Source organism: Lactobacillus sp. ESL0677, from assembly GCF_029392875.1.
In the GTDB taxonomy this organism is placed as follows: Bacteria; Bacillota; Bacilli; order Lactobacillales; family Lactobacillaceae; genus Lactobacillus.
This window is the reverse complement of sequence record NZ_CP113946.1, coordinates 1,143,849-1,169,316: the sequence shown is the minus strand read 5'-3', so window position 1 is coordinate 1,169,316 and position 25,468 is coordinate 1,143,849. Positions and strand designations below refer to the sequence as shown.

The 25,468-nt window shown below is 36.7% G+C and carries 28 protein-coding genes and 1 tRNA gene; 26 read left to right on the top strand and 3 right to left on the bottom strand.

The window, feature by feature from the left end; translation table 11 throughout:
- From OZX76_RS05600 to OZX76_RS05490, 23 genes are all read left to right on the top strand, one after another.
- Nucleotides 1-1,140 carry a phage portal protein gene (locus OZX76_RS05600; protein ID WP_277178552.1) on the top strand — a complete coding sequence of 380 codons (1,140 nt, stop codon included), beginning with the start codon at nt 1-3 and terminating at the stop codon, nt 1,138-1,140.
- Complete coding sequence (locus OZX76_RS05595) at nt 1,127-1,798, top strand: head maturation protease, ClpP-related (protein WP_277178550.1); 672 nt, start codon at nt 1,127-1,129, stop codon at nt 1,796-1,798. Before OZX76_RS05600 ends, OZX76_RS05595 begins: the two co-directional genes overlap by 14 nt.
- Nucleotides 1,798-2,985, top strand: a complete 1,188-nt coding sequence (locus tag OZX76_RS05590) for a phage major capsid protein (protein ID WP_277178549.1) — start codon at nt 1,798-1,800, stop codon at nt 2,983-2,985. Before OZX76_RS05595 ends, OZX76_RS05590 begins: the two co-directional genes overlap by 1 nt.
- Nucleotides 2,985-3,311 carry a head-tail connector protein gene (locus OZX76_RS05585; RefSeq protein ID WP_277178547.1) on the top strand — a complete coding sequence of 109 codons (327 nt, stop codon included), beginning with the start codon at nt 2,985-2,987 and terminating at the stop codon, nt 3,309-3,311. The genes OZX76_RS05590 and OZX76_RS05585 overlap by 1 nt, the downstream gene beginning before the upstream one ends.
- Nucleotides 3,280-3,633: a phage head closure protein gene (locus OZX76_RS05580; RefSeq protein WP_277178545.1), complete on the top strand. Its 354-nt coding sequence runs from the start codon at nt 3,280-3,282 to the stop codon at nt 3,631-3,633. Before OZX76_RS05585 ends, OZX76_RS05580 begins: the two co-directional genes overlap by 32 nt.
- Nucleotides 3,626-4,018: an HK97 gp10 family phage protein gene (locus tag OZX76_RS05575; RefSeq protein ID WP_277178543.1), complete on the top strand. Its 393-nt coding sequence runs from the start codon at nt 3,626-3,628 to the stop codon at nt 4,016-4,018. Before OZX76_RS05580 ends, OZX76_RS05575 begins: the two co-directional genes overlap by 8 nt.
- A complete protein-coding gene (locus tag OZX76_RS05570; protein ID WP_277178541.1) occupies nt 3,993-4,370 on the top strand; it encodes a DUF806 family protein in 378 nt (125 codons plus the stop codon). Before OZX76_RS05575 ends, OZX76_RS05570 begins: the two co-directional genes overlap by 26 nt.
- 2 nt (nt 4,371-4,372) lie before the next feature.
- Nucleotides 4,373-5,026 carry a phage tail protein gene (locus tag OZX76_RS05565; protein WP_277178539.1) on the top strand — a complete coding sequence of 218 codons (654 nt, stop codon included), beginning with the start codon at nt 4,373-4,375 and terminating at the stop codon, nt 5,024-5,026.
- 70 nt (nt 5,027-5,096) lie between these two features.
- Nucleotides 5,097-5,507 carry a phage tail tube assembly chaperone gene (locus OZX76_RS05560; RefSeq protein ID WP_277178537.1) on the top strand — a complete coding sequence of 137 codons (411 nt, stop codon included), beginning with the start codon at nt 5,097-5,099 and terminating at the stop codon, nt 5,505-5,507.
- A gap of 32 nt (nt 5,508-5,539) precedes the next feature.
- A complete protein-coding gene (locus tag OZX76_RS05555) occupies nt 5,540-5,719 on the top strand; it encodes a hypothetical protein (RefSeq protein ID WP_277178536.1) in 180 nt (59 codons plus the stop codon).
- Nucleotides 5,709-9,845, top strand: coding sequence for an NlpC/P60 family protein (locus tag OZX76_RS05550; RefSeq protein WP_277178534.1), 4,137 nt, complete (start codon nt 5,709-5,711; stop codon nt 9,843-9,845). The genes OZX76_RS05555 and OZX76_RS05550 overlap by 11 nt, the downstream gene beginning before the upstream one ends.
- Nucleotides 9,838-10,593: a hypothetical protein gene (locus tag OZX76_RS05545; RefSeq protein WP_277178532.1), complete on the top strand. Its 756-nt coding sequence runs from the start codon at nt 9,838-9,840 to the stop codon at nt 10,591-10,593. The genes OZX76_RS05550 and OZX76_RS05545 overlap by 8 nt, the downstream gene beginning before the upstream one ends.
- Nucleotides 10,593-13,718, top strand: a complete 3,126-nt coding sequence (locus OZX76_RS05540) for a phage tail spike protein (RefSeq protein ID WP_277178530.1) — start codon at nt 10,593-10,595, stop codon at nt 13,716-13,718. Before OZX76_RS05545 ends, OZX76_RS05540 begins: the two co-directional genes overlap by 1 nt.
- Nucleotides 13,719-13,728: 10 nt before the next feature.
- Nucleotides 13,729-13,887 (top strand): hypothetical protein, encoded by a 159-nt coding sequence (locus OZX76_RS05535; RefSeq protein WP_277178528.1) that lies wholly within the window; start codon nt 13,729-13,731, stop codon nt 13,885-13,887.
- Nucleotides 13,847-15,583 (top strand): BppU family phage baseplate upper protein, encoded by a 1,737-nt coding sequence (locus tag OZX76_RS05530; RefSeq protein ID WP_277178526.1) that lies wholly within the window; start codon nt 13,847-13,849, stop codon nt 15,581-15,583. Before OZX76_RS05535 ends, OZX76_RS05530 begins: the two co-directional genes overlap by 41 nt.
- A 13-nt stretch (nt 15,584-15,596) precedes the next feature.
- The gene (locus tag OZX76_RS05525; protein WP_277178524.1) at nt 15,597-15,872 is read left to right on the top strand and encodes a hypothetical protein; all 276 of its coding nucleotides are present in this window, start codon (nt 15,597-15,599) and stop codon (nt 15,870-15,872) included.
- 43 nt (nt 15,873-15,915) lie between these two features.
- A complete protein-coding gene (locus tag OZX76_RS05520) occupies nt 15,916-16,176 on the top strand; it encodes a hypothetical protein (protein ID WP_277178522.1) in 261 nt (86 codons plus the stop codon).
- 80 nt (nt 16,177-16,256) lie between these two features.
- Nucleotides 16,257-16,631: a hypothetical protein gene (locus OZX76_RS05515; protein WP_277178520.1), complete on the top strand. Its 375-nt coding sequence runs from the start codon at nt 16,257-16,259 to the stop codon at nt 16,629-16,631.
- Nucleotides 16,631-16,789, top strand: coding sequence for an XkdX family protein (locus tag OZX76_RS05510; protein WP_277178518.1), 159 nt, complete (start codon nt 16,631-16,633; stop codon nt 16,787-16,789). Before OZX76_RS05515 ends, OZX76_RS05510 begins: the two co-directional genes overlap by 1 nt.
- A gap of 10 nt (nt 16,790-16,799) precedes the next feature.
- On the top strand, nt 16,800-17,189 hold the full coding sequence (locus OZX76_RS05505) for a hypothetical protein (protein WP_277178516.1): 390 nt from the start codon (nt 16,800-16,802) through the stop codon (nt 17,187-17,189).
- The gene (locus tag OZX76_RS05500) at nt 17,179-17,310 is read left to right on the top strand and encodes a hypothetical protein (RefSeq protein WP_277178514.1); all 132 of its coding nucleotides are present in this window, start codon (nt 17,179-17,181) and stop codon (nt 17,308-17,310) included. The genes OZX76_RS05505 and OZX76_RS05500 overlap by 11 nt, the downstream gene beginning before the upstream one ends.
- A gap of 2 nt (nt 17,311-17,312) precedes the next feature.
- The gene (locus OZX76_RS05495) at nt 17,313-17,753 is read left to right on the top strand and encodes a phage holin, LLH family (protein WP_277178512.1); all 441 of its coding nucleotides are present in this window, start codon (nt 17,313-17,315) and stop codon (nt 17,751-17,753) included.
- Nucleotides 17,746-18,828 carry a GH25 family lysozyme gene (locus OZX76_RS05490; RefSeq protein WP_277178510.1) on the top strand — a complete coding sequence of 361 codons (1,083 nt, stop codon included), beginning with the start codon at nt 17,746-17,748 and terminating at the stop codon, nt 18,826-18,828. Before OZX76_RS05495 ends, OZX76_RS05490 begins: the two co-directional genes overlap by 8 nt.
- 108 nt (nt 18,829-18,936) lie before the next feature.
- On the opposite strand, the gene OZX76_RS05485 is transcribed toward OZX76_RS05490, so the two are convergent.
- Together OZX76_RS05485 and OZX76_RS05480 are read right to left on the bottom strand one after the other, a co-directional pair.
- On the bottom strand, nt 18,937-19,425 hold the full coding sequence (locus tag OZX76_RS05485; protein WP_277178508.1) for a hypothetical protein: 489 nt from the start codon (nt 19,423-19,425) through the stop codon (nt 18,937-18,939).
- Between the two features lie 586 nt (nt 19,426-20,011).
- Nucleotides 20,012-20,101 (bottom strand) — tRNA-Ser (locus tag OZX76_RS05480).
- A gap of 226 nt (nt 20,102-20,327) precedes the next feature.
- Here OZX76_RS05480 and pnuC point away from each other — a divergent pair.
- Nucleotides 20,328-21,041 carry a nicotinamide riboside transporter PnuC gene (gene pnuC, locus OZX76_RS05475; protein WP_277178506.1) on the top strand — a complete coding sequence of 238 codons (714 nt, stop codon included), beginning with the start codon at nt 20,328-20,330 and terminating at the stop codon, nt 21,039-21,041.
- 152 nt (nt 21,042-21,193) lie between these two features.
- On the opposite strand, the gene OZX76_RS05470 is transcribed toward pnuC, so the two are convergent.
- On the bottom strand, nt 21,194-22,561 hold the full coding sequence (locus OZX76_RS05470; RefSeq protein WP_277178504.1) for a serine hydrolase domain-containing protein: 1,368 nt from the start codon (nt 22,559-22,561) through the stop codon (nt 21,194-21,196).
- A 187-nt stretch (nt 22,562-22,748) separates the two neighbouring features.
- Here OZX76_RS05470 and OZX76_RS05465 point away from each other — a divergent pair, with 187 nt between their 5' ends.
- Both OZX76_RS05465 and OZX76_RS05460 read left to right on the top strand, forming a co-directional pair.
- A complete protein-coding gene (locus OZX76_RS05465) occupies nt 22,749-24,515 on the top strand; it encodes an oligopeptide ABC transporter substrate-binding protein (protein ID WP_277181508.1) in 1,767 nt (588 codons plus the stop codon).
- A gap of 24 nt (nt 24,516-24,539) precedes the next feature.
- On the top strand, nt 24,540-25,454 hold the full coding sequence (locus OZX76_RS05460) for a proline-specific peptidase family protein (RefSeq protein WP_277178502.1): 915 nt from the start codon (nt 24,540-24,542) through the stop codon (nt 25,452-25,454).
- The last annotated feature ends 14 nt before the right edge of the window (nt 25,455-25,468 follow it).

The window sequence follows — 25,468 nt, the reverse complement described above, 5'->3', positions numbered from 1 at the left end:
ATGGGATTTTTAACGCGCCGAAAATTTAAAAATTCGGTGTCATATCCTTCAACTAGCGCTGGAGGAATACCGTTTTTCAGTACAATTATTGGTGGCCAAACGGTAAATTATGTTTCTGGTGCAGCTGCATTACGCAATTCAGATATATTTTCGGTAATTAACAGAATTTCATCTGATATTGCAGCTGCAAAATTCAAAACTGAAAATACACGAGTAGTTGATATATTAAACCGACCTAGTTCAATCCTAGGGCGGTTTTCTTTTTGGCAAGGTGTCATAACACAGCTACTTTTAGATGGCAATGCGTACGTAATCATTGGCGATAATCTGGAACAACGAATGCCATCCGAAGTAAACATTGGTTATGATTCGGCTAATCAGAAAATGCAATATCGAATAATTGAGTTTGACAATGAAAAAGAAAAAATCTTGTCTGATAATCAAATTTTGCATTTTCGCATTATGCCAGATTCGCAATATCACTACTTAATTGGTCGGTCACCACTTGAATCGCTGACTGACGATTTAACGATTGCTCAAAATTCAAAAAAGGCAATGTTAAATAGTGTAAACCATCAAATTTATCCGATGTCGATTTTGAATGTTCAAGCAGAACAGCTGTCTAACGAAGATAGAGAAACTGCAAGACAGGAATTTGAAAGAGCCAATGGCGGTAGTAATACTGGTCGCTTGATGGTGTTTGACAAGAATACTACGTTTCAGCAATCCGAGATTAAGGCTGATGTTTTTACCGCATTGAACAGTGGTGCGCAATATTCAGCTGGTCAAGTTGCTAAGGCATTCGGTATTCCTGTGGACATCATGGGTGGCGGTGCTGACACCGAAAGTCAGCATTCTAATATTCAGCAAGTTTTGACTACCTATGTTGCTAATTTAAATGCTTATATTGTGCCGATTGTTGATGAAATAGCACTTAAAATGAATGCGCCTGACCTTAAATTAGACGTCAAGGGTGCACTTGATGCAGATGATTCATTAATTATTAGTCAGGTAGCTAATTTGACTTCAAGTGGTGTGATAACTCGTCCACAAGGCTTTAAATGGCTACAAGCTAACGGTGTAATTCCAATGAATATTCCAGATGCAGAGAAAGGAAGTGATGAAGATGAAAGTGATTGACATTAAAGGAGAAATTGTCGATAACGACACGGCAGCAATGTATAACTTCTTTGATATGCAGAATACTAATCCTAAAGCATTACAAGATAGCTTAAATGAAGCTGACGGCGATGATGTAACGTTAAATATATCTTCGCTTGGTGGGGATGTATTTACGGCAAGTGAGATTTATACAATGCTGAATCAGTATTCAGGCAAAGTTACTGGGGTTATTCAAGGAATTGCTGCTTCAGCGGCTTCGTTTATTCCGATGGTATGCGACAAAATTGTTATGTCACCGACAGCACTAATGATGATTCATAGGTCATGGACTGTTGCAGAAGGCAATACTAATGATTTAAATCATAGAAGTCAGGTTTCAGCCAAGGTAGATGAATCAATTGCGGCAGCTTATCAGAATAAGACCGGTAAAAGCCAAGATGAAATATTGCAAATGATGGACGAAGAAACTTGGATGACTGCTGAAGATGCGGTTAAACAAGGTTTTGCTGATGAAGTTATGGAAGTACAACGAGTGCCACAAATAAGTGACTCGTTAAGTACCTTGCCATCAAAAAATGGCATAAATAAATTTAAACATATGCTAAAAAGCACTGATGATAATATTCACAGTGCTCTTTTTATGCAGAAATTAGACATTTTGAAAGGAACAAATTAATGAAAACCAGACAAGAACTAGAAGCAGCCTACAAAGAAGCAAGTGATAAGTGTGCCGATTTACACGCTAAAATGCAAAATTTGCTTTTTGACGATAAGACTGACAAAGATAAATATAAGGAATTAGCTGATGCATTAGACGATGCTAAGTTTAAGCGCGATGAGCTGCGTGATGCGATCGCTGATATGGACGAGGAAAGTCCAAAAGATGAAAAACCAACTCAGGTTACACCTATTCAAACTTTTATGCCTTTAAAGGATAGTCCAACTGATAAGGAAAAAAAGCTTGATGTGGCCAAGAAAAAGATTAATGCTTTTGTTCATGGAACAGGATTTAAAGATGATGAAACTGGCGTAACCACGACTGTCGTTGAGCCTACTGTACCAACCGAGATTATTTATAATCCAAATGCTGAAGTAAGCTCAGTAGTTGACTTATCAACTTTAGTAACTAAGACACCAGTAACAACTGGAAAGGGTAGTTATCCAATTCTAAAGCGGGCAACTGATTATTTCCCATCTACTGAAGAATTAAAAGATAATCCTAAACTTGCAAACCCTGATTTTACGGATGTAGATTGGTCTGTTGACACACACCGTGGTGCTATTGCGATTTCAGAAGAAGCAATTGCTGATTCTCAAGTTGATGTTACGGCAATGATTGGTCAAAACATCCGTGAAAAGCAAGTTAATACTTATAATCGGGATATTTCAACATTACTTAAAGGCTTTACTGAAAAAGACACTACTAGTGCAACTTTGGTCGATGACATTAAACATATTCTTAATGTTGATTTAGACCCAGCGTACAGTCCTGTTCTTGTAGCTTCTCAATCACTTTACAACGCACTCGACACGCTAAAGGATAATCAAGGTCAGTACATTTTCCATCAAAATATTTCTGATAAGTCTGGTGGTACTTTACTTGGCATTCCAGTTTATAAAGTAAATGATGACTTACTTGGAGCAAATGGCGAAGCAAATGCCTTTATTGGTGATCTTGCTAGAGCTATTTTATTTGTCGATAGACAAAATGTAACTTTAAACTGGGAAGATTCTAAGGTTTACGGTAAGTACATTGGGGCTGCATTACGTTATGGTGTTTCAAAGGCTGATGAAAAAGCTGGCTTTTATCTTAAATGTGCTCTTGCCGCACCTTCATCAGAGTCGACAAAGGCAAGTAAGTAATGGCTGAATCGACAGGAGTAACTGTTGCTGATATGCAAGAGTATCTTCGAGTTGATGGGGATGAAAAGATTATTCAGAACCTAATAACTGTTTCCGAAAATGCCATTATGAATGCAATTGAACCGAAGTATAAAGTTGATGAATATCGCAAGCTACCGCAGTTCAATCAAGCTGTGAGAGTATTAGTCGATTATCAATATTTCAGTCGAGGTTTACTAAGTTCACAAACAGTGCAGTGGCCAGAATCAGTAAAAATGCTGGTCAATTCGTTTAGATGGCAGGTGATTAGAGCATATGGCAATCAACAACAAACTGATACCGGCTAATTTTACAAAGCGTGCCGAGTTTGGCACTGTAAAAAATGAAACCAACGAAGATACAGGTGTGGATATGCCAATGTTTCAACCGGAATTTTCGCTATATTGCGCTGCTTATACAGTTAGCATGTACATGCAATTATCGGTTGAAATGGACATTTCTAAGCAGAAAATCATTGTAATTCGGCATAATTCTAAGGTAAATCTTGATAAATTAGTTCGTTTAGATGGTGAACAGTACAACATTATTAAGATTAGTCCTGATGAAAGTGGTTCGGTTATTGTCTATGATTATTTAACTTTGCAAAAATCAGATGATGTTGATGGCTAATTTTGAAGATTTATCAAATGAATTTTTCAAGCAAGTTGGCAAAATGATTCCATCTGATGAACAGAAACAAAAAATCAATATGGCTGGTGCTAAAGTTTTACAACAGCATATTTCTGATGCGGCAAAGCAGAAGCACTATTCAAATAGGCAAGACGAAGATCCGCTACACATGGCAGATGATTTAAAAGTATCACCTAAAAAAACAAGTCCTGACGTTAATGTCGGATTTGAGAATAAAGGCTATATCGCCAGAATGCTAAATGACGGAACTAAAACTATCAAAGGCGATCATTGGTATGATAATGCCTTTAAGGCTGCAAAGCCTGACGTTTTTGAAGCAATGAAAAAGGAGTGGGAAAGTGGAACTACCAACAATAATGCTTAAAAAAGACCTGTTGAGTCTTAATTTAAGCTGGGTTACAAGCGATAATGTTGCGCTAGGTTCACTTAACCAGTCCCAGCAAAAAGACACTAAGCAAACGATTATTTTGCTACAGGAAGTGGCAAATGAGCCAACGGGATATGCTAATAGCACTTTTAAACGTTGGCATATTGAAGTAGAAATGCAAATATTCTGGGCATTAAAGCCTAGAGTGAATATTCAAGAACAAGAGGTTTCGCTGATGCGAAGCCTTTTAAGGTTGGGTTGGAAAGTTCAACCGCATAACAGTAATCATACTGTTGATCCGGATACAAAACAGACAACCAAAACGATTTATTTAGATAAGGAGATTTAAATATGGCAAAACATAATATTAGATATTCTGTTTACGGCATTTTAGATGACAGCGGCAAGCTGGTTATAGGTGACAAAGGATTGTCAGAAAGTGGGATTTATATTGCTGACCATCCTGGCGAAGGTGCCACACAGGCAAACTACACAGGTGTGGAAGCAGCTGGTGAACAGAAATATGCCAATGGGCAAGTAAAACGTGTAGCTTATGGTAAGCCAAATATTCAGCTTGCTTTAACTATGCTTGATATGGATTTTGCAGTTAAGCAAAAGATTAAAGGCTGGGTTTCTGATGGTAAGGGAGGCTGGACACAGCATTTACCAAAACCGCACATTGCAATTTTAACAATGGCTGATGGATTTGACGGTACAGATATTGTTGAAGCTTTAGCTAATACAGAAGTTATTGAGCCTAATTCTAACAATGCTACTGATACTACGACTTCAGCAGATGATAATGATGAATTAACAGTCCAAGCAAAAGAACCATTGGATAAGACAAAATTTGTTGATCCGCTGGATAAAACAAAGAATTTGCCTTATAAAATTTGGAGTTCCAGTGATAGTAAGTATGACTATAACGAAATTCTGAAGGAAGTATTCCCTGGCTATCAAGCTGTGGGTGGCGATAGTTCTACGCCTAGTCAATCAGAAGCTTAATTAGTTTTTTAGTCGCTTAACGAAATAAGCAGTAGTCATTATGACAGCGGCTATTTCATGGAGGTAACAAATGCCAAAGATAAAAATTGATTGTAAGCCATTGGTTGGTATCAATAAAAAAGTTGATGTTAAGCCAACAATTGCGTTAGAAAACAAAGTTCAGGACATCAAAATTGAAATGCTGCAAGTAGATAATGTTGATGAAACTTCATTAGAAGGACTGAAATTTATCAGAAAAGCTAATGATGATTTTGTTGATTTTATTTGTTTAGCTTTGAATCTATCTGACGAAGAAAAAAATACCATTGTTCATACAATGACTGGCGAAGATTTAGCCAAATCTTGTTTGACGTTACTAATGCAAATCCAAGGCGCTACAAAATCAGAAGTAAATGATTTTTGGAAGCAAGCTAAAATTGCAGCGAAAATGGAGCAACAAGCCGACCCAAAAGGCTCAAAGCCAAAAGAAAACAAGAAATAATTAAAATCAAAAATCAACAGGAAGATTTAAAGTTGCTGATAAAAAAGCAATTTAATGAAAATGGTGTTCTACCTGATGATTTAAATGAGCAAGATTATTTTGTTTATCTTGATGTTATGAGAGCAAGAGAACGTATGGACAGGGCCGAATTAAACGACCCTGCTGACGCTTTGAAAAATGTAGAAAGGAGGTACTTAGGAAATGCAGAATGATATGAAAGCCACTGTCAGTCTTGATGCCAGTCAAGCAATCAGTGCATATCATACTTTTAACCAGGCTATTAAGGCAAACACTGCTGAATGGAAGGCTAATGAAGCTAGTGCTAAAAATGCTGGTGATTATCAAAAAGCAAACGTTGAAAAGGTTAATGGACTAACTAAGGCTTTAAAATTACAAAAAGAAAATCTTGATGATTTAAAGAAGAAGCAGACTGAACAAATTGCTGTTAACAAAGACAATGAAGCAACTTATCAAAAACTAACTAAACAGGTTCAAGATAGCAGAAAAGCTTTAGCAGACTTGAAGAAGCAACAAGATACTAAACCAACTAAAGAACTGACTGCGCAGATTAAAGCACAAGAAAAGTCTTTAAATAGTTTAGTTAAGCAGCAAGAAAAGCAAGCTAAGACTAATGGAAAAGGTCAAAAATCTTACTTGAATTTGACTGCAAGCATTGATAAATCAAAGAAATCAATTAGTGATTTATCAAGTCAATACAGCAAGGCTAAAGACTCACTGAAATACTATAACAGTGGACTGGCTGACTTGCAGCATGGTTATAAATCAGCTGTTGAACTATCTAGTTCTTGGATAAAACGGCTTGAAGCAGAAGGCAAAACTCAAGAAGCTAATCAGAAAAAAGCTGAAAGCTATGATAATTCAATTAGTATTCTTAATAGAACTTTGCAAAAGCAAGAAGCTGAATTAAAGCAGGTTGAAAAAACTAATGGTGCAAACAGTGACGCATATCATAAACAACAAATTCGTGTTAATGAAACAGCCACAAGCTTAGCTAAGCTTAAATCACAACAGAATGAATTAAATGAAGCCATGAAAAAAGCTAATCCTAGTTTCTTAGATAAGATGAAATCTAAACTGCTAGGTGTGGACAAAGAAGCTAAGGACACTAAGCGTAGTGTTTCTGATATTGTTAAAGGCAGCTTCATTGGAACTAGTTTAAGTAATGGATTTTCTAGCATAATTAGTGGATTGAAAGATGCTGCTAAAGAAGGTTTTCAGTTAGCGACAGCTGGTAAAGAAACAGCGGAAAATTGGAAGCGACTGGGTGTTGCTGATTCTGGTGTTAAAAAATTAGCAGCACAAGTTGGTGATATTCGTGGCAAGACTAACGAAGCTGGATCATCAATCGTAACTTTACAAAAGAAGTTTTACGCAATGACTGATGGATCAATTGCTAAGACGACTAAATTAACCGATACATTGTTTGCTTTTGGTAAGCAAAACAATATGACTGGTGAACAAATTGACGGTTTAGGAACTAAATTAAGTCGTTTATTTTCATCAGATAAAGTTGGTGCTACTGCGTTTAACAAGGCATTAATTGATATGCCGGGATTAAAGAAGCAAATTGTAGCAGCTTCTGGTTATAGCAAAGAGCAGTTTGATACTTTGCTTCATGGTACGGCAAAGACAGCTCATATAACTGGGCAACAATTGCTAGGCTACTTCTTAGACGCTTCAAAAGGTGCTTCTAAAGCCTGGGAAGGCTTTGGTAAAACCACACAAGGCCAAATTGCTAAGGCTCAAGGTACATTTACTAACTTTAAAGCGGCAGTTATGGCACCAATTGGTAGCTCTATTCTTGAAGGTATGGCTAAAAGTATGGGAAAGATTACTGATAAGAAAGGTAATCTAACTGCGACCGGTAAAGAATTAACCAAAATTAGCACAGTTTTAGGTAAAAACATCGGTAAAGGCATGGTCAGTACAATTGACTGGATATTGAAACATACCAATGAGATTAAAGTCTTTGGTAGTGTTCTATTAGGAGCTTTTGCCAGCGTTAAAATCATTACCGGTATTTCTAAAACCGTTAATGGCATTAAAGACATTACAAAAACATTTAAAGGACTAAGTACAGCAGGTAAGATTTTAGCTGGAGGTACGGGAATAGTCGGTATTCTTCTTACTTTAACTACTATCGTTATCGAGCTTTATAAACACTGTAAGCCATTTAGAAAGTTTGTTGATAGTGTTGTCAAAAAAGCTAAAAAAGGATTGAAAGATTTATCTAAAAACTTTAAGTCTTTTACTAAGTCATTTAAAAAAGGTTGGGATAATTTTTGGAATGGTATCCATAAATTCTTTAGCAATATTTGGAAGAAGATTTCTAAAAGCTGGAATTCAGGAACAAAAGCAATAAGTTCTGGTCTTAATAGTTTTGGCAAAAGCTTTAAATCAGGCTGGAACAAGCTGTGGAATGGTGTTAGTAGCATTTTTAGTAGTGTTTGGAAAACTATTAAAAAGCTTGCAAAAAACGCTATGAATGGTCTTATCGATATTGTAAACGGTGGCATTTCTGCAGTAGATAATGTAATCCATTTCTTTGGTGGTAAAAAGCATGCCATTAAGCTTTTGGGTCACGTTAAGTTTGCTAACGGTACACAAAGTTTATTCGACAACCTAAAAAGTCCAATTACTAAACCAATAATTGCAACTCTTAATGATGGTTTTGACTCACCAGCCACTCAAAATAAAGAAATGCTGGTTAAGGCTAATGGTGAAGCAGGCATTATCCAGGGTAGAAATACCCAAGCATTATTAATGCCTGGAGACAACGTTATCAATGCCAGAGAAACAGCAATGTTAATGAACACGATGGGCAAATATCATTTTGCCAAAGGTACCTTTAGTTTTGGGGATTTCTTTAGTGGTATTGGCAATTGGATTGGTAAAACTGCTGGTAATCTTAAAAAATATTTTGATTTAGCAACTAAAATTATTTCTCATCCGATTAAATATGTAGAGTCGCTGTTTAAATGGACTGATAATAAAGGCATTGCTGGAGCAATGGTTGACTTTGCTAAAGGAGCATTTAATCAGGCAACTGGCCAAGTAAAAGACTGGTGGTCTGCATTATGGTCAATGGCAAGCAATGATATTGATGGTGGTGGTTCTTCAAGTGCTTTGCTTAGAGCTGTTGAAAAATACGGTGAAGGTCATAATTATGTTTGGGGTGCAAGTGGTCCGTCAGAGTTTGACTGTTCCGGACTTGTTATGTACGCCTTGAAAAAGGCATTTGGTATTTCTTACCCACACTTTTCTGGCAGTCAATATTCTGAAACGCAACATATTTCTAAAGCCAATGCTCGTTCTGGAGACCTAGTATTCTGGGGTAATGGTGGTTCTGAGCACGTTGGTGTTTATGCAGGCGGTAATAAATACTTTTCTGCTGAATCACCTGCACAGGGAATCCATATGAATACGTTAGACAGTGTGGTGGGCTATGGCAGTCCTAAATTTGGTCGCGTTAAAGGTTTAAAGCAAGATACTAAAGATGATAATAAATCTGATAAGGGTCCATTGCAGACTTTAATTAAGTCACAAGTAGGTGGCTTTTTTAAGTTTATCAGTAAATTAGGCAGTTTATTTGGTGTCTCTGCTAATCCTGCAGGTGATGGCGTTAGTCGTTGGAAGTCTGATATTGTCAAAGCTTTATCTGCTAATGGGCTAAGTACATCTGCAGCAATGGTCGCTAAAATTATGCGGCAAATGACTACTGAATCTGGCGGTAATCCTAATGCGAGACAACCTGGTGCTGATCCCGATGGTGATGGTTCAGGTCCAGCTTTAGGTTTAATGCAGATGAAGCAAAGTACGTTTAATGCCTATGCCAAGAAGGGGCATAAGAATATTTTCAATGGATATGACAGCCTGCTCGCTTCACTCGCTTATGCTAAGGCACGTTACGGTCCTAGCCTTAGTTATTTGGGTAATGGACATGGTTATGCAAATGGCGGAATTGTTGGTCAAGAGCAATTAGCTTGGATTGCTGAACATAACAAGCGAGAAGCGATTATTCCGTTAGCACCCGAAAAGCATAATCGTGCAGTTGATCTGTTAGACCAAACTACTAAGATTGTTAAAGGCAACGAAGCTAATGATAACTCTAATTTGTTAAAGCAAATTATTGATTTACTGTCGGGCATCTTAAACCAACTTGGCGGAATTGATGATATTTCTAGCTTAATTCAGTTATTAATGGCACAGCCGACAACTATTAATAATGAAGTAAAAATGGATAGTAAAACAATTGCCAAGCAAGTTGAGCAATTATTAGCTGGTAAAGTGATTAGAAGGAGGAATGGATATGCGTAGTTCAGAAAAGGGGCAATTGATTTATCACAATCATTCAAGCCTTGATTTTGGCATGTACGTTGAAACGCCAATTACAATTCCAACACCGGAACCAGATATTACTGCTACTCACGTTAATGGCCGTAATGGCGATATTTTGCAGCCATATCACTCTTTTAAAAACATTAGTCTAACTGTGCAAGTATCAGTTTTTAAACCTAGCAAGTACCGTAATTTGTACCAATTAAAGAATGCAATCACTGATTGGCTGATTGACCCTAATCCTAAATACGATTATCTTAAATTCTCTGATAATCGCGAATGGGTTTGGGAAGCAGTCGTTAATACACCGCCTGTTTTAACGCCTTTGCAAGAGCAAGGTGTAGAAGAGGAGATCGACGGTTCAATTACTTTTAATTGCAAGCCAATTATGAAGCGTAATAACGGGACGTATTGGCAACCAGTTCATGAAAGTTTTTCTAACACTACCAATATGACGGCAATACCTGATTGGCATATTGTCGGTAATGGAACTTATGTTTTAACGGTAAATGGTTTAACTTATACTTTTAACTCAGTTGATGGAGAAGTTTATGTAGATGGCGAAAATTGCCAGGTCTATAAATCAGAAACTGAAAACCGCAGTTCTATGGTTGAATTTGCTAATAACGATGCGCCAATTTTAGTACCTGGGGACAATACCGTAGTTTTAGCTGGCGATACACCAGATAAATTTGAGTTTAGACCAAATTGGAGGCGATTAGCTTAATGGATTATTTACGTTATCCTTTATTGTTTGCGCATGCATCAGATGATACGAAAACTAATGGCTTAGGTGCGTTGTGTGATATTGTTGGCCAGCCTTCAATTACGAATACTAAAAATACAATTTCAACTATCAATATTACCTATAAAAAAGATGGCTTTCTACACGACAAGATTGAAGAAGGAATGTGTATTCTAGCTGATGCAGCACCTAATCTAAGAAGGCAATTATTTCGAATAAATCATATTCAAAGAAGTGAAGAAAATTTAATTATTGAAGGAAGTCAAATCGCTAGTGATGTAACTAATGGAGTCATTGCTAACGATATTTCTTTGCCGTCAGCTACAGCTAGTGAAGCATTTCAAAAAATCCAAGACGCTGTGCCGCCAATGATCAGCATACCTGGTGTTACTTTTAGCACCGACATTACTGAAACGGCTAATATTAATTGGTTAATGGAAAGTAATGCCGAAGTTAGCAGTTTGTTACTAGGTGATGATGCAATTGGTGATACACCCACACAATCAATGCAGGCACTGTATCGCGGCAATTGGATTTTTGATAATTACAATTTCAAATTATTACGGAATGCAGGCCGTAAGACAGGCATTGTAATTAAAGCCGGTCGTGATTTAACATCAGTTAACCAGGATATTAATACGACTGAAATGTATGCTGGCATTTTACCGTTTGCTAAGTACACGCCTAATCCACCTAAGAAAATACCTGACGATATTAGTCAGGCTGGTGAAGAATATGAAGGTGTGGGTGTCGTTCAGTATTTAGGTGCGGGAACTTTAACCACTTATGACTCACCTTATCCAGGACATACTGTTGCTGGTAGTGTTAAAAATAGTCAACGGCTGAATATCTTGCGAAAGTTAGATGGCAATTCTGATCCAGCGCCAATGAACGATGATGATTGGTATATGTTAGACGACCTAACCTGGATAGATGCCAGCTTTATTACATTTGATAAGTCAGGTAGTTACGTTATTAATAACGTACAAGGTCAAGGCCATACGACAGTTGGCAGTTCTAGTGGTAAAGGGATTAAATATCCTGCTAAAGGTACTGCAACTGTTACGTATGACGATAATGGCCAAAAGATTCATGTTTACAAGTCACCATTTCAAGGTCCAGATCATAAGAAAACTGGTGAAACCTTAAAAAACGGTCAAAAAATTAGTTACGATTATATTGCCGTTGATGAGAATGGTAATAAATGGTATCGAATTGGTCATCAAAAATGGCTGTATGGGCCACATTTAAGCTTCAGTAAAAAAGGCGATCATGTTTACCAACCTGCAAAAGGTAAGGTTTACGTTAAGAAAGATGCCATTTGGTATTCAAGTCCTGGCAAAAAAATAAAAATCAAGGTAGCAGTTACGCATAAACCAGCCAAGAACTCAAAACATCCGCCTAAAGTTACTTATAAAGATGATTACAAGCGGATTAAAGAAGGCTATTACAAAGTTTTAAGTCAAGCTGTTGATGCTGGAACGACCTATTACCATATTGGAAGCAGTGAATGGGTATCATCGAGCAACTGTGATTGGCACGCTAAAAAGGCGGTTAAGCCAAAACCGCCGAAGGATTATGTCAATCACGAGGCAACAACAGATGGTCATATTGAATTGCACGATAAACCGAGTAGCAGTTCAGCATTAAATGATTCAATTCCTGCAGGTGTATCGGTATCAGTAATTGGTACGGCAGACGCTAACGGTGAGAATTGGACGCAGGTCAGTTATAACGGTCATACCGGTTGGGTCTTAAGTAGTCATTTAAGCTATAAAGCAGATGATGATGTTGAACCAACTAATACAGATGAAGATGATTCTGATGATGATGAAGAACAGCCACAGCAAGAAATTATCGTTATGTTGCCAGATAAGGTTATCATTGCTGATAACTGCTTAGGCATGGAAAGTCCAAGAATTCAATTCTGGGATGCCAGTCAATATTGGACACCAGATAACGACAATGACACTGGGGCACCTACTGATGATGATATTCAGCAGTTGCGAGATTTAGCCGAATCTTACATGGAAGAATATCGCATTGGTCAACCTGCTGTTTCACTGACACTTAGTTACGAGCAGATTAATCAGATTGATGAGATTAACCTCTATGATGAAGTTGGTGTTGAGTTTGATGATTTAGGAATACAAGAAACCGCTGAAGTTACTTCAACGGTTTTTGATTGTCAAGCACACGAATACCAAAGCATTACAATCGGCAGTTTACCTATCAACTATACACATGAATTACTGCAATCAGCTAATGACAATACCGAGGGCCAAGTTGGACAGGTAAGCAATAGGCAAAAAATTACAGCTAGTATGACTAGCAGAATCCATAAAATGCTTAATGAAGAAGGTGCTGATAAAGAAGCAGCCATTAAGCAAATTGAAAAAGACCTAGGTATTAGTTTGCCTAGTAAGACATTTGAAGAAGCGGCTAAAGCTTATGATCAGGCTCAGAAAGAAATTGGCGATGTAATAAAAAGTGGCGGTTCAGCTGAATTACGATTTGTGGATATTAATGGTAAGCAAACTTATGATCACCCAGTAAAGATGTGTGCTAGAAACGAAGATGGCTCAACACTTTCATTTAATTCAATAGGCATTGGTTATTTTGATCCGTCCGGTAGTTTAGTAGCTGGATTTGATGATCAAGGTAAATTACTGGCTGAATCAATTAACGGTATAACTATAAATGCTATTAAGATAAATGGTGCTTTGGAAGCTAATAGCAATGGCGTAACAACAACTGTTGGTGGATTACAAGATAATTTACCACTTGTTTTTCAAGGTCAAGGTATAACTGATGGAATTGTTGTTTCTAATGGAACAGATGGAGTAGCTATTTGCCCAGGGGAAATATATGTAGCGCGAAATAATGAAGTAGATACTTTGATTAGAGCTGAAGACCAAATTATGACTCCTCAAATTAATGCAGCAAAAGGGGTGATTGGCCATTTTATGATTTCAGGCAACGAAATCACTAACATCTACACAGGTAGTACTGTCTTGGAGCAAAAAGAAGGAATTGGTGATAATTCTATTCAAAGCTGGGTTGGTCGCCATTGGAAAGGAAACAAGTCAAATTGGGATTTCTTGTAAGGAGATAAAAATGAATAATCAAAATCAAGCAATAGCAATATTAGGAGTAACCATCGGTGACTTAACAATCCAAAATGCAAAATTACAAGCCGAAAATGCGCAACTAAAGAAGGAGATGCAAGAATCGCATGAGCATTCCGAAACTAACACTAAACACGGACAAAAATAATTCTGATATAAATGATGATGTAGTCATTCGTCAATCAGAAAAAGGCTTAGTTATTCTAGCTAAAATTATTGATGCCAATGGCAATGCTTATGATCTGATCAATTTTAAACTTGCTTTTGCTGAAAATAAAAACGGTAATCGTATGGTTGATGATAGTAACGTTCAAGTAGTTGACCCAACCTATGGTGAAATCAGCTATAAATTGCGACCTGAAGTTTATCAAGAAACAGGTGAAGCGTGGTTTGAAATTGAATCAAATAACGGGTTAATTGATACTACCAATAATTTTCATATCGAAGTTATTAAACAAGCAGATTTAAACGTGTCTAATGACAACTATTGGTCGAGTGCAGCGGACATGCTGACACATATGCAGGCTAGCTTGGATAAGGCACAACAAGAATTAGCCAAGTTTGTCAGTGATGAAAATAATACGATTAATAGCAGTATCACTAGTAACACCAACAAGCTAAATCAGCTAGTTAATACTTTCAATCAAAAGATAACCGCCTATCAGAACCAGCTTTCGCAATATGATGCAAAATATAAAGCTTTAGATAGTAATTGGCAAGCTGAAATTGATAAACTTGATAGTTCCATGCAGGCTACAGTTAATGCAACTAACCAGCAAGCTAAAACCGATTTTGCTAATCAGAAAAATCAGTTCCAAACTGATTTCACTGCATTTGAAGCTAACTTAAAAGCTGACTTAACAAGCCAATTAAGTGCAATTAATCAACAAATTAAAACTTTAGTCAATACAACTATGCCTGACCTAAATGCAAAGGCTGATGCTGTACAGAAAAAGGTAGATAGCCTTAAAGCTGACTTTAATAAAATTGATTTCACGTCATTTGTTAAATCACTTAATGGTAAAAAGCCAGATGGTGATGGCAATGTTCAAGTACCTTTATTTGCACCGAACCTGCTTGAAGGTACAAACGATGAGCTACAGGATATTGGCGGTAATGGATTATTAAGCAATACTAAGGTTCCAATTATTAGCGGAGGTAAAGTAACAGCTAAAGTTTGGATTGATAACACTAGTAATAGTGATTCAGATTGTATTAGCTTATGGGCTTACAATGGCGATTCTGCTTTATATGTTGTTAAAGGTAATGATATTGCAAGTGGTCAAAAAGGTTGGTCTACTATAGTTTCAACAATTACGAACGCTAATGTCACATCAGTTACAGCGCATATTAGCGGAACGGCTACCAAAGTCAAAATGGCAAAATTGTCTATCTGGCAAGATATAGGTACACCACCAGATATGACATGGTTACCACACGTTGATGACAGCAAAAATTATACTGACACGCAGATGGGCAAAATCCCTAAACCTGATATGAGCAACTATTATGACAAGGCAACTGTGGACAAAAATATTGCTACAGCTAAATCGGATGCTGAAACTTATGCCTACGATCAAGCATCAATCAACGATAAAAACATTAAAAAAGCCCAGTCAACAGCTGATAATGCTGCAAGTTCAGCCAATAAAGCTCAAGCAGCAGCTGATTCGGCTAACTCTCAAGCTACAGCTAATAAGCAAAGCATCAGTAACGTACAGGGAGAAATTGATGAAATAAAAACAGCAGGTTGGAAGTTTGTTGATATGAGTCAAGCTGATGTCGATGCACTAATAGCTGGCAAAGGCCTAGATAGTCACACTATCTATCACACGCCAGATTAAGGAGACGATGTAAATGTCGCTATATTTGGGAAATAAAGATAAAAAATTTGAAAAAAATTATATCGGCAAGCAATTTAGTGTAAATGTTAGAACGTTTCCTGCAAAGGAACCTGTAGCTGCAACAGGAATCAAGTCTAGTAATAACGGCTGGGTACCTGATGATGGTGCGCTATTCATAGCAGGTTCAATCAAATTAAATGGTACATTATATTTCTACACTGTAGATAGAACAGCGCAACATGTTTGCTGGCAAAGTAAGGATGACATCGTTTTCATAAATGGGGGGTAAAAGCCCTACTATATAGACTTTATACTAGATTGGCGGTGAGTTTATGCCACTGTATCTAGGGAGTAAAGATAAAGCTTATACATTGAAATTTCCACAAATTTATAATTTAAATCATGTAGGAAAAAACATTGATTACTATTCTCGCCAAGCCGATGGAAGCTTTATCAATAATGGATACTTTGGAAGTATAGCTGGAACAAGCATCTTAAATGTTCAAGTTTTTTGCTTTGATAATTGTGCTGGTATAACTTACATTTTGTTGCAAACTACTGACAAAAAAAATATCTACCCCTATGTGGTTTAAATACGATGATTTTGGTGGAGGAACAATAATATCTTAAGCAACTCGTGTGAGTTGCTTTTTTTATGAAAGGAAATTTTATTATGACAGAAGAAACAATAAAACCAGCTGTGCAACAAACAGCTTATTATTTATCAAACGAACAATATCCATGTTTACTTGTAGGTATTGTTGGCGAATTTGACAAAGGTGTGCCATATCCATTAATTGCAGAAGCACCAGACCCTAGTCTTAAAAATCCAAAGTTTAACCGCTCACTTGGCAAGTGGGTTGAAATGGATCCAGAGTCACAGGGGGCGCAGATTGCTCAATTACAGCAAGAAAATGATGCACTAAAGAAAAGCAATTCTGCGCTGCAAAGTCAATTGTCAGCTAGCCAAAAGCAAATGGGCGAGCTAGGCATCATGGTGGCTAAGGGCATGGCAAATAAGCCTACAGATAATGGAGGCGCACAATAATGGAAGCATTCATTGATTTTTGTAAGCAAATGCTTGCTTTGGGTATTTATAATATCAATCAAATAGCAGAATTTGTTAGTTGGGGTAGTATTACAGCTGACGATTATAAAGCAATTACGGGTAACGATTACTCAGAAACATCTACTGTAGAAAAGTAGGTGTTTTTGTTTGGACTGGAATTTATTATTTGAATGGATTTGGCGCTTAGGCATTATTCAGTTCGTGGTTGGTTTATGGACTGGACACAAAAAGCGTGCAGAAACCAATAAAAAATTAGTTAGTGAAATACCCGACTTAGATAAAACACTGTCTAGTATTCAAACTAAATTGGATATTGTTGGACAAGGTATGCAAGAAATTTTACATACTGAACTTGACGAACTGTGCTACCGCATAATTTATGTGCAAAAAGGTGGTACAGAGCAACAGTTCACTCGCCTAAAACATATTTATGAAAGTTACCACGCTCTACACGGCAATGGTACAGGAACAAAATTATACAAGCAGGCATTGGCAATGCCAGTTATTTTAAAGGAGCAAATTAAAAGTGAGAGCTAGAGACGATACAAACATGCTGTTCGGTCAAAATGGACTTGTTTTTGTTGATAAGAATGAAAAAGAAGTAGCGGCCATCAATGCTGACGGTTGCATTAAAGCAAATATTTTGGAGGGTGAATAATTATGAGCATTAAAGATTATTTGGATTGGGGTTATGCAGGATTAGTAGTTGTTGCAATCGTAGCTTATGTTAGTGTTAAGGTTTATGGCGAGCATCATACGATTAAAAATAAATGGATTGCACAAATTCCCGACTTAGCAGCCGCATTTGTCCATGAAGCAGAAACAACTCAAGGTGAAGGCAAAGCTAAGATGAATGCTGTTATCAGCGAAGTAACGCGTGTACTTGCTGCGCGTGGTGTCAAGATTGACCCTACCATTGAAGCAGCGATTAGAGCTTTTGCAGAAAAGGAAGTTGCTAAGATGAATGCTGACAAGCCAGATAAGACTGATGCAGAAACGCCTGCAACAGCTGATGATTATAATGAAGACGATGTTAAGGACCAAACTGAAAAACCAGTTATCAAGGATGATGTAAACTCTGGAGCTGATCAGAATGCCTAAAGTAAAGAATGGTGTTGACGAATCTAGCTATCAAGCCGGGATCGATAATACTAAGATAGCCGGCGACTTTATACTGGTAAAAGCAACACAAGGAACAGGTTACATCAATCCTGCTATGAATTCGCAGCTGAAAACAGCGCAAAAGGCAGGTAAGAAGATTGGCTTATATCACTTTGCAAATGCTGGCAATTACGTTGCAGAAGCCAATTTCTTTTTGCGGATTGCTAAGCCATATCTAAAGAACGCTATTTTGGCTTTGGACTATGAAGGCGCAGCAGTGCCAGTTGGTGGGGTAACATGGGCCAAGAATTTCTTGGACTATGTTTACAAGAAAACTGGAACAAAGCCATTAATCTACATGAGTTTGAGTGATGAAAATAGTTATAACTGGCGTTCAATTAGCGGTAAATATTATTTATGGGTTGCACAGTATAACTCAATGACTGCACATCCAGGCTATAAGCCACGACCAATTTATGGCCGGCTAAATAGTTGGAGTAATAGTAGACTGGCTATTGTGCAATACACGCCAGCTGGAAGATTGACAGGTTGGCCAGGTGACTTAGATTTAGATTACTATAATGGTCAAGATATTGACTGGGATAATCATGCAAAGAACGAAACGAAAGGGGATATTGAAATGACTTGGCATCCGTTGGTTAAGACAACTGACATGGGCGCTGTCTGCGTCACAAAAAAGTCAGATGCAACTTTGTGGGCAGAGCCGAATAACGACAAGAAGTTGATTATGGTGCCTTATGGCAAGACTGTGATTATGCAAGCTGAGAGCGACAAAGGTTTCTACCAAGTTACATATAAAGGCAAGACAGGTTGGGTTGATTGGCGCACAGTGATTACGAAAAAGAATCCACTGTTCACTAATCCAAACATGCACGCTGTCTGTCAGGTTACTGGACCTGCAGTTGGTCACGCTTTACCTGGTGGGCCAAAGACAGGTAGAAAATTCAAGAAAGGCGACCGATACAAAGTGCTGCGCATGGAAAAGAATTATTTACTAATTGGTGCTGGTAAAGATAAGTGGATCAATGGTAAAAAAGTAAATATTATTTTATAATTGAATAGCAAGCGTTGGTATCTCTACGGGGACCAATACGAAAAGGCCGACCATAGAGCAATTAAGCTCTACAGTCGGTCTTTTTTGTTTTATTAGTTTTATTAAATATTAGCTGTCAATTTTTTTGCAATGTGTGATATATAAAGTGTTTGCTAATAAATATCCATTACCAATTGATAGCAAAAATATCATAAAAGTAATAATTATATTTAGTGTTAAATCTTTAGAATAAGCAGATATGATAAACCAATCTAGAAAAAAAGTAAAAAGCAAAAAAAGTATTGAAAATATATTATTCAATGTCTTTATACTTTTTAGAAAAAAATCAATTTTTCCAAATTTTAAATAATGCATAATAACAGGAAAACAGAAACGCAAACCAACTAATATCCCTGAAATAAATGCAACAAATGTAGAAATTGCCAAAATTATTTGGGAAATATAGGAGTTTAAATCAATAATATTAGGATGTTGTGCAATTATTGGTCCAATAAATGAAATTATAGCCGATAGATTACCAAATCTTGGAATATTTGATAATATTGTCTTACACCAATCAATTTTTTCTTCTTTATTTTTAATTCCACCATAATCCATTGACATGTCCTCACTAGCGTATTCAGTAGTAATTATATACCAAAAAACATTTTTAAAATTGTTTTTTGGTTAAATGTGATACATAAATCGAAAGAGATTCAAAAGAGATATTGTTGTCATAGCAGTGTTTATCAACTATTTTCAAACGAGTTTCAAATAAAAATACAACTTTTCGAATATAAATAATAGTGTGTTACAATATTTGCTAGAGAAAGGCGCATAAGGTACCTAATCTAAGTTAGCAGCTTAGTGTTTACATTGGCGGTAGGCTGTGGAAGTAATTAGCGCAGACGGGCTAAGTCCTTGATTAATTTCAAGGACTTTTTTCGTGTTATAATTTAATAGATCAAGTTCGGAAGGTTCTAGGAGTTAGACACCGAACTACAAACACCACCCGTTAATTCGAGTGGTATTTTTGTGTGTTAGATATATAAAAAGCAATCACCACTGTTGTAAAAAAGCGATAATCGTTTAAAATTCCACAGAAAAAGCACAGAATAAAAAACTTTTCATACAACCGTTAAAAAACGAAAATCCCTTTAAATCGGGATTTTCAAACACTATAAAACGTTAAAATACATAAAAAAGGAGAGTACAGGATTTGAACCTGCGCGCCAAGGAAAAACTTGGTTCGCCGGATTTCGAGTCCGGTGCATTACCACTCTGCCAACTCTCCACAACAAAGAATATTATACCCTATTGCCTCTTTTTTTCCAAATTAAATTTTAAAATTTTTATTCTAATTTTACCAGAGTCATAAGATTTATTTTCATCAAATTGCTCAAGTTCTCGTCCTGACTGGATTGCCACCATTTAAAAAATTGTATTTTAGTAAAAGCACATGATATGATAGGTAACATGTTTAAAAATACTAAATATTGTATCTGTAAGGAGAGAAAATAATGAAAATACAGCCAAATACTGATGTCTTCAGGCCTAAGTGGTATGTTGAGCAAATGCGCGGTTGGAGTTTTAAAACTTATTTGTTATTAATGCTGGGAATTGGGGTTATTATTGGCACTACAATTAGTTCTCCAATAAATACCATTTCGCTGGTAACAATGATTGCGGCAATTATGGGCTTTACTTGCACGCTGGCAATTACAAACGCTAAGCCATTAAACGGTATTTTGGGGCTGTTATCGGCGTTAATTTATATTGTGGTAGCAATTAATGCTCGTAATTATGCCGATGTTGTCTTGCAAGCATCATATATCTTTCTATTAGATTTGCCGGTTTTGTTACTGCCTGCGTGGGCAAAAGACGCAGAAAAACATATTCACGGGTTGAATGCATCTAAATGGCTGCTCACTTTGATTTTCTTTGCTGTTGTTACTGGTGCTCTTTACTTTATGGATACCAAGATTTTCATTAGCCCTCGGCCCTGGATTGACGCATTTGCGGGTTCAATTGGGATAACTGGTTCATTATTGTGTACTTTGCGTTTTCGCGAACAATATTACTTTTGGACGATTCAAGGAATTATGTCGATCATTCTGTGGGGTGTAACGGCTTTCCAAGGAGATGCTAACTTAACTTTGTTTATTACTTATATTTTGTACATGAGTAACGACTTACTTGCATTTACAGATAAAAATACTCATTGGTTCCACTAATTTATACTGCTATTAATACACGATTTCGATATTTATCGGAATCGTGTATTTTTTCTTTAATTATTGGCGATATGATTGAAAATCAATCATAAAAAAAGCCCTAACTTCGAAAAAAAGAGGGAAGTTAGGGCTAAATTAAAGCTTAAAAAATGCTATACCTTTTCAAACTCTGTTGGCAGCTTTAATGCTGGCTCGGTTAAAATTGTCAGAACATTATTGCCCAATGTAATTGGTAAAAGTTCATGCTCGTATAATCGTTCTTCAATAAACATATTACCTTGATTATTGATCATCACAGGATAACGCCATTTGCCTAAAGTAACCATCAAATTGTCATCTTCAGCGCTCAAAGTAACTAATCCATATCCTGGATTATGATAATCACCTAATTGGGCAGTATCTGCTTTAACATGATTCCATATAGTTCCTTTCACAGCATTAAGTTTCTTTTCTTTATTTGCAATCTTGGCTGTCATTATCTTTGATACTTTAGTCGTCCAATCAACTGTGTTGATACTTAATGCAGCGTCAATTGTTTGGTACGCTAATGCAAAAATTGCATCTGTAGAATCCATATTGGTTGTAAATACAAAAGCTAAGTCAAGGTCTGGTACAAATCCCAAGAATGAACAATAGCCAATGTATGAACCACTATGATAAAAATACTTGTGCCCATGATAATCTTCCATCATCATTCCTAAACCATAGGCAGCGAAGTTGGCACCACCATAAGCACGGTTGGGTAACATAATTGATTGTGGTAAATAACGCTGGGCTGTGACTTCGTTTTTAGTTGTTTTTTGCGTTTGCAGTTGAAATTTTGCCCAAGTAAGTAGGTTAGAAATGGTAGCTATCATGCTGCTAGCACCGCCAACCTTGCCTGGTGCAATAAATGGTACTTCTTTTGTCACATCTTTATCTCTAATATATGGTTTGGTGATTTTAGCAAATGGTGCTTCATGATGATTAATGTAAGTATCGTTCATTCCAAGTGGCTTAAGCAAATGCTCACGTTCATACGTACCATAATCTTCATCAATAACTTGTTCCATTACATAGGTTGTTACTGCAAAAATTAAATTGCTATATTGCATTTTTTGTCTCAATTCATGAGTAGGCTTTAAATAACCAACATGTTCTGCTTTTTCTCTTAAGGATAAGTCGTGCTCGTTCATATTGGTAAAACGCATTAAGTCATGTGCTGGCAAGCCACTTTGATGACTTAATGCATCTCGCCAAGTCAGATGTTCTTCAACATATTTATCAACCATTTTAAAATCTAGCCAAGACTTTTTTAAAGGCTCGTCCAAATTTATCTTACCTGCATCTGCAAGCTGACAAATTGCTGTTGCTAAAAATGTTTTCGAAATTGATGCTAGTGGGTACAAGCTGTCTTCTTTTGCGTCGCCGTATACATGACTAAAGTCTTCACCATGTTGATAAATGCCCACACCTAAACTTGGTAAGTGAAATTCTTTAATTACTTTTTCAGCAAAATTATTAATTTTTTCATTATCCATAATTAATCCTCTATCTCTCAATTATCATGAAGCCTAAAGATATATTTAGTATTAGCAATAGCTATTATTTTACCCTGATTAGCTGCAAAATGAAACATTTATTTCATAAATGTGGTGATTTTATGAAATATTTATGATATATTATTTAAATATGAAAATTGAATGTAGAAGCGAGTGATATATCATGATGAGCAAACAAAATGTATTTAAATCTATCGGAATTATAAGTCTTTCTGGTCTTGTCCTAGCGGGATGTGGCAAGAACAATGCCGGCAATGATGAAACCAAAACAGCATCTAAGTTCCCAATGTCAACTCCACAAAAAGCTAGCAAGCAGGGCGGCACAGTAAAGATAGGTCTTGAAACAGACACACCTTTTGCCGGAATATTTTCACAAGAATTATCTTCTGATGATATTGACTCCCAAGTTGCAGCTCCAGGTCTTGAAACACTATTTGATAGCGACGACCATTACAAAGTTACTGACAAGGGACCAGCTACTCTTAAATTAGATGTAAAAAAGAAAACGGCTACTATAACTATTAAAAAGGGAGTCAAATGGTCTGATGGTAAGCAAGTTGTCGCTAAAGACTATGAATATGCTTATGAAATTTTAGCTAATAAGGCTGCCAATTGTCCAAGATACAGTAGTCAGTTCGAGATTCTTAATGGGCTTAAAGCCTATCATGATGGTGAAGCCAAGACTATTTCAGGAATTGAAATGCCTGATGGTGATAATGGTAGAACTATTATTATGCACTTCAAGGAACTCAATCCTAGCATGTTCAATACTGGAAATCGCTATTTATGGGATGTGGCTGAACCGTATCACTATTTAAAGGATATACCTTTCTCCAAATTAAAATCTTCTGATAAAATTAGAAAAGAGCCATTGTTCTTTGGTGCTTTCAGAATTGATAAAATCGTCCGCGGTCAATCTGTTACTTGGACACCTAATAAGTACTACTGGCGCGGCACGCCAAAATTAGATAAAATTGTCATTTCCGTGGTTTCCCCTAATTCTGCTTCACAAGCAATTAAAAGCCATAAATTTGACGTAATGCAGGTCATTAACACCCAATGGAACCAAGTTAAAGACACCAAAAAAATTAATTTCATTGCTCAAATCCCTTTGAGCTATCACTACTTGGCCTTTAAAGTAGGTAAATGGGACAATCAGGCAAGTAAAAACATTGAAAATCCTAAAGCAAAAATGAATAACAAGGCATTGCGCCAAGCTATTGGTTATGCAATGAATGTTGATGCGGTTGATAAACGTTATACTTATGGCTTAACTTTTAGAGTTCCAACCTTGATTCCATCGCAATTCGGTGATTACTTTGATAAAAATGCTAAGGGCTATTCTTATAATTTGAAAAAGGCTAACAGCATTTTAGATAAAGCTGGATATAAAAAGAAGGGCAAGTGGCGCAGGCAACCTAATGGCCAACCATTGACTATTAATATTGCGGCCATGAGTGGTGACTCAACCCAAGAACCTATTATTCAAAATTATATTCAACAATGGCATAAAATTGGTTTAAATGTCCAATTAGCATCAGGACGTTTAATTGAGCACAACTCGTTTTATGATAAACTTCAACACGATGATCCGGGAATTGATATGTTTATTGGTGGCTGGTCTATGCCATCAGAACCGTCACCGCAAACTTATTATAGTGAAACTGCGCCATTTAATATGTCTAGATTTGTGACTGCCAAAAACAATAAATTGATGACAGAAATTAATTCTTCAAAGGCTTTTAATCACAAATATCGGGTGCAAGAGTTCCATGAATGGCAAGAATACATGAATGATGAAGCTTATGTCATTCCAATTGATAATTCTTACCAAATTACCGCAGTTAATGACAAGTTGACGGGCTACTCATTAAAGCCGTCACACACAAATAACTACCAGCCGTTGTGGTACAAGGTAGGATATATCAAATAATTATTAAATATACAAGGAGAAAATATGAAAACTGGATCAAAAATTATCACATTAGATAATGGGTATCATTTATGGACTAGTACGCAAGGTGAGGGCGATATTCATTTGCTTGCGTTACATGGAGGTCCTGGTGGTAATCATGAATATTGGGAAGATGCTGCGGATCAATTAGCCAAGCAAGGCTTACGTGTTCAGGTAACGATGTATGATCAATTAGGTTCACTATACTCTGACCAACCCGACTACTCAGACCCTAAAATTGCTGAAAAGTATCTAACTTATGAATACTTTCTTGATGAGGTTGACGAAGTTCGAGATAAATTGGGATTAGACAATTTTTATCTAATTGGTCAAAGTTGGGGCGGACTTCTTGCACAAGAATATTCTGTAAAATACGGTTCTCACCTTAAAGGTACGATTATTTCTTCAATGGTTGATGAAATTGATGATTATATCGACTCAATTAATCGACGCAGACAAGAGATTTTACCGCAAACAGAAATTAACTTTATGCGTGAATGTGAAGATAACCATGATTTTGCCAATCCGCGCTATCGCGAAGACATCCAAATCTTGAATATTAACTTTCTGGATCGACGTCAGCCATGCAAGTTGTATCACATTAAGCGAATTGGTGGCTTGCCTGTCTATCATACTTTTCAAGGTGATAATGAATTCGTAGTCACTGGTAAATTAAAGGATTGGCACTTTAGAAAATATTTGAAACAAATTACGATGCCAACTTTGCTAACTTTTGGTGAAGAAGATACAATGCCACTAGAAACTGCAAAAATTATGCAGAAGGAGATTCCAAATTCCCGTTTAGTGACAACACCAGATGCCGGCCATCACCAAATGGTAGATAATCCTGATGTCTATTACAAGCACGTTGCTGACTTTATTAAACAAGTTGAAGCAGGTACGTTTAAAGGAGAATAAACCTTTATTAGAGT

What these genes read in the sequence shown, in the direction of transcription:
- OZX76_RS05585 (WP_277178547.1), top strand. Translation starts at nt 2,985, where the DNA reads ATGGCTGAATCGACAGGAGTAACTGTTGCTGATATGCAAGAGTATCTT.
- OZX76_RS05465 (WP_277181508.1), top strand. Translation starts at nt 22,749, where the DNA reads ATGAGCAAACAAAATGTATTTAAATCTATCGGAATTATAAGTCTTTCT.
- OZX76_RS05580 (WP_277178545.1), top strand. Translation starts at nt 3,280, where the DNA reads ATGGCAATCAACAACAAACTGATACCGGCTAATTTTACAAAGCGTGCC.
- OZX76_RS05550 (WP_277178534.1), top strand. Translation starts at nt 5,709, where the DNA reads ATGCAGAATGATATGAAAGCCACTGTCAGTCTTGATGCCAGTCAAGCA.
- OZX76_RS05510 (WP_277178518.1), top strand. Translation starts at nt 16,631, where the DNA reads ATGGAAGCATTCATTGATTTTTGTAAGCAAATGCTTGCTTTGGGTATT.
- OZX76_RS05600 (WP_277178552.1), top strand. Translation starts at nt 1, where the DNA reads ATGGGATTTTTAACGCGCCGAAAATTTAAAAATTCGGTGTCATATCCT.
- pnuC (WP_277178506.1), top strand. Translation starts at nt 20,328, where the DNA reads ATGAAAATACAGCCAAATACTGATGTCTTCAGGCCTAAGTGGTATGTT.
- OZX76_RS05540 (WP_277178530.1), top strand. Translation starts at nt 10,593, where the DNA reads ATGGATTATTTACGTTATCCTTTATTGTTTGCGCATGCATCAGATGAT.
- OZX76_RS05545 (WP_277178532.1), top strand. Translation starts at nt 9,838, where the DNA reads ATGCGTAGTTCAGAAAAGGGGCAATTGATTTATCACAATCATTCAAGC.
- OZX76_RS05495 (WP_277178512.1), top strand. Translation starts at nt 17,313, where the DNA reads ATGAGCATTAAAGATTATTTGGATTGGGGTTATGCAGGATTAGTAGTT.
- OZX76_RS05595 (WP_277178550.1), top strand. Translation starts at nt 1,127, where the DNA reads ATGAAAGTGATTGACATTAAAGGAGAAATTGTCGATAACGACACGGCA.
- OZX76_RS05460 (WP_277178502.1), top strand. Translation starts at nt 24,540, where the DNA reads ATGAAAACTGGATCAAAAATTATCACATTAGATAATGGGTATCATTTA.
- OZX76_RS05515 (WP_277178520.1), top strand. Translation starts at nt 16,257, where the DNA reads ATGACAGAAGAAACAATAAAACCAGCTGTGCAACAAACAGCTTATTAT.
- OZX76_RS05560 (WP_277178537.1), top strand. Translation starts at nt 5,097, where the DNA reads ATGCCAAAGATAAAAATTGATTGTAAGCCATTGGTTGGTATCAATAAA.
- OZX76_RS05535 (WP_277178528.1), top strand. Translation starts at nt 13,729, where the DNA reads ATGAATAATCAAAATCAAGCAATAGCAATATTAGGAGTAACCATCGGT.
- OZX76_RS05520 (WP_277178522.1), top strand. Translation starts at nt 15,916, where the DNA reads ATGCCACTGTATCTAGGGAGTAAAGATAAAGCTTATACATTGAAATTT.
- OZX76_RS05590 (WP_277178549.1), top strand. Translation starts at nt 1,798, where the DNA reads ATGAAAACCAGACAAGAACTAGAAGCAGCCTACAAAGAAGCAAGTGAT.
- OZX76_RS05565 (WP_277178539.1), top strand. Translation starts at nt 4,373, where the DNA reads ATGGCAAAACATAATATTAGATATTCTGTTTACGGCATTTTAGATGAC.
- OZX76_RS05525 (WP_277178524.1), top strand. Translation starts at nt 15,597, where the DNA reads ATGTCGCTATATTTGGGAAATAAAGATAAAAAATTTGAAAAAAATTAT.
- OZX76_RS05490 (WP_277178510.1), top strand. Translation starts at nt 17,746, where the DNA reads ATGCCTAAAGTAAAGAATGGTGTTGACGAATCTAGCTATCAAGCCGGG.
- OZX76_RS05575 (WP_277178543.1), top strand. Translation starts at nt 3,626, where the DNA reads ATGGCTAATTTTGAAGATTTATCAAATGAATTTTTCAAGCAAGTTGGC.
- OZX76_RS05470 (WP_277178504.1), bottom strand. Translation starts at nt 22,561, where the DNA reads ATGGATAATGAAAAAATTAATAATTTTGCTGAAAAAGTAATTAAAGAA.
- OZX76_RS05530 (WP_277178526.1), top strand. Translation starts at nt 13,847, where the DNA reads ATGAGCATTCCGAAACTAACACTAAACACGGACAAAAATAATTCTGAT.
- OZX76_RS05485 (WP_277178508.1), bottom strand. Translation starts at nt 19,425, where the DNA reads ATGGATTATGGTGGAATTAAAAATAAAGAAGAAAAAATTGATTGGTGT.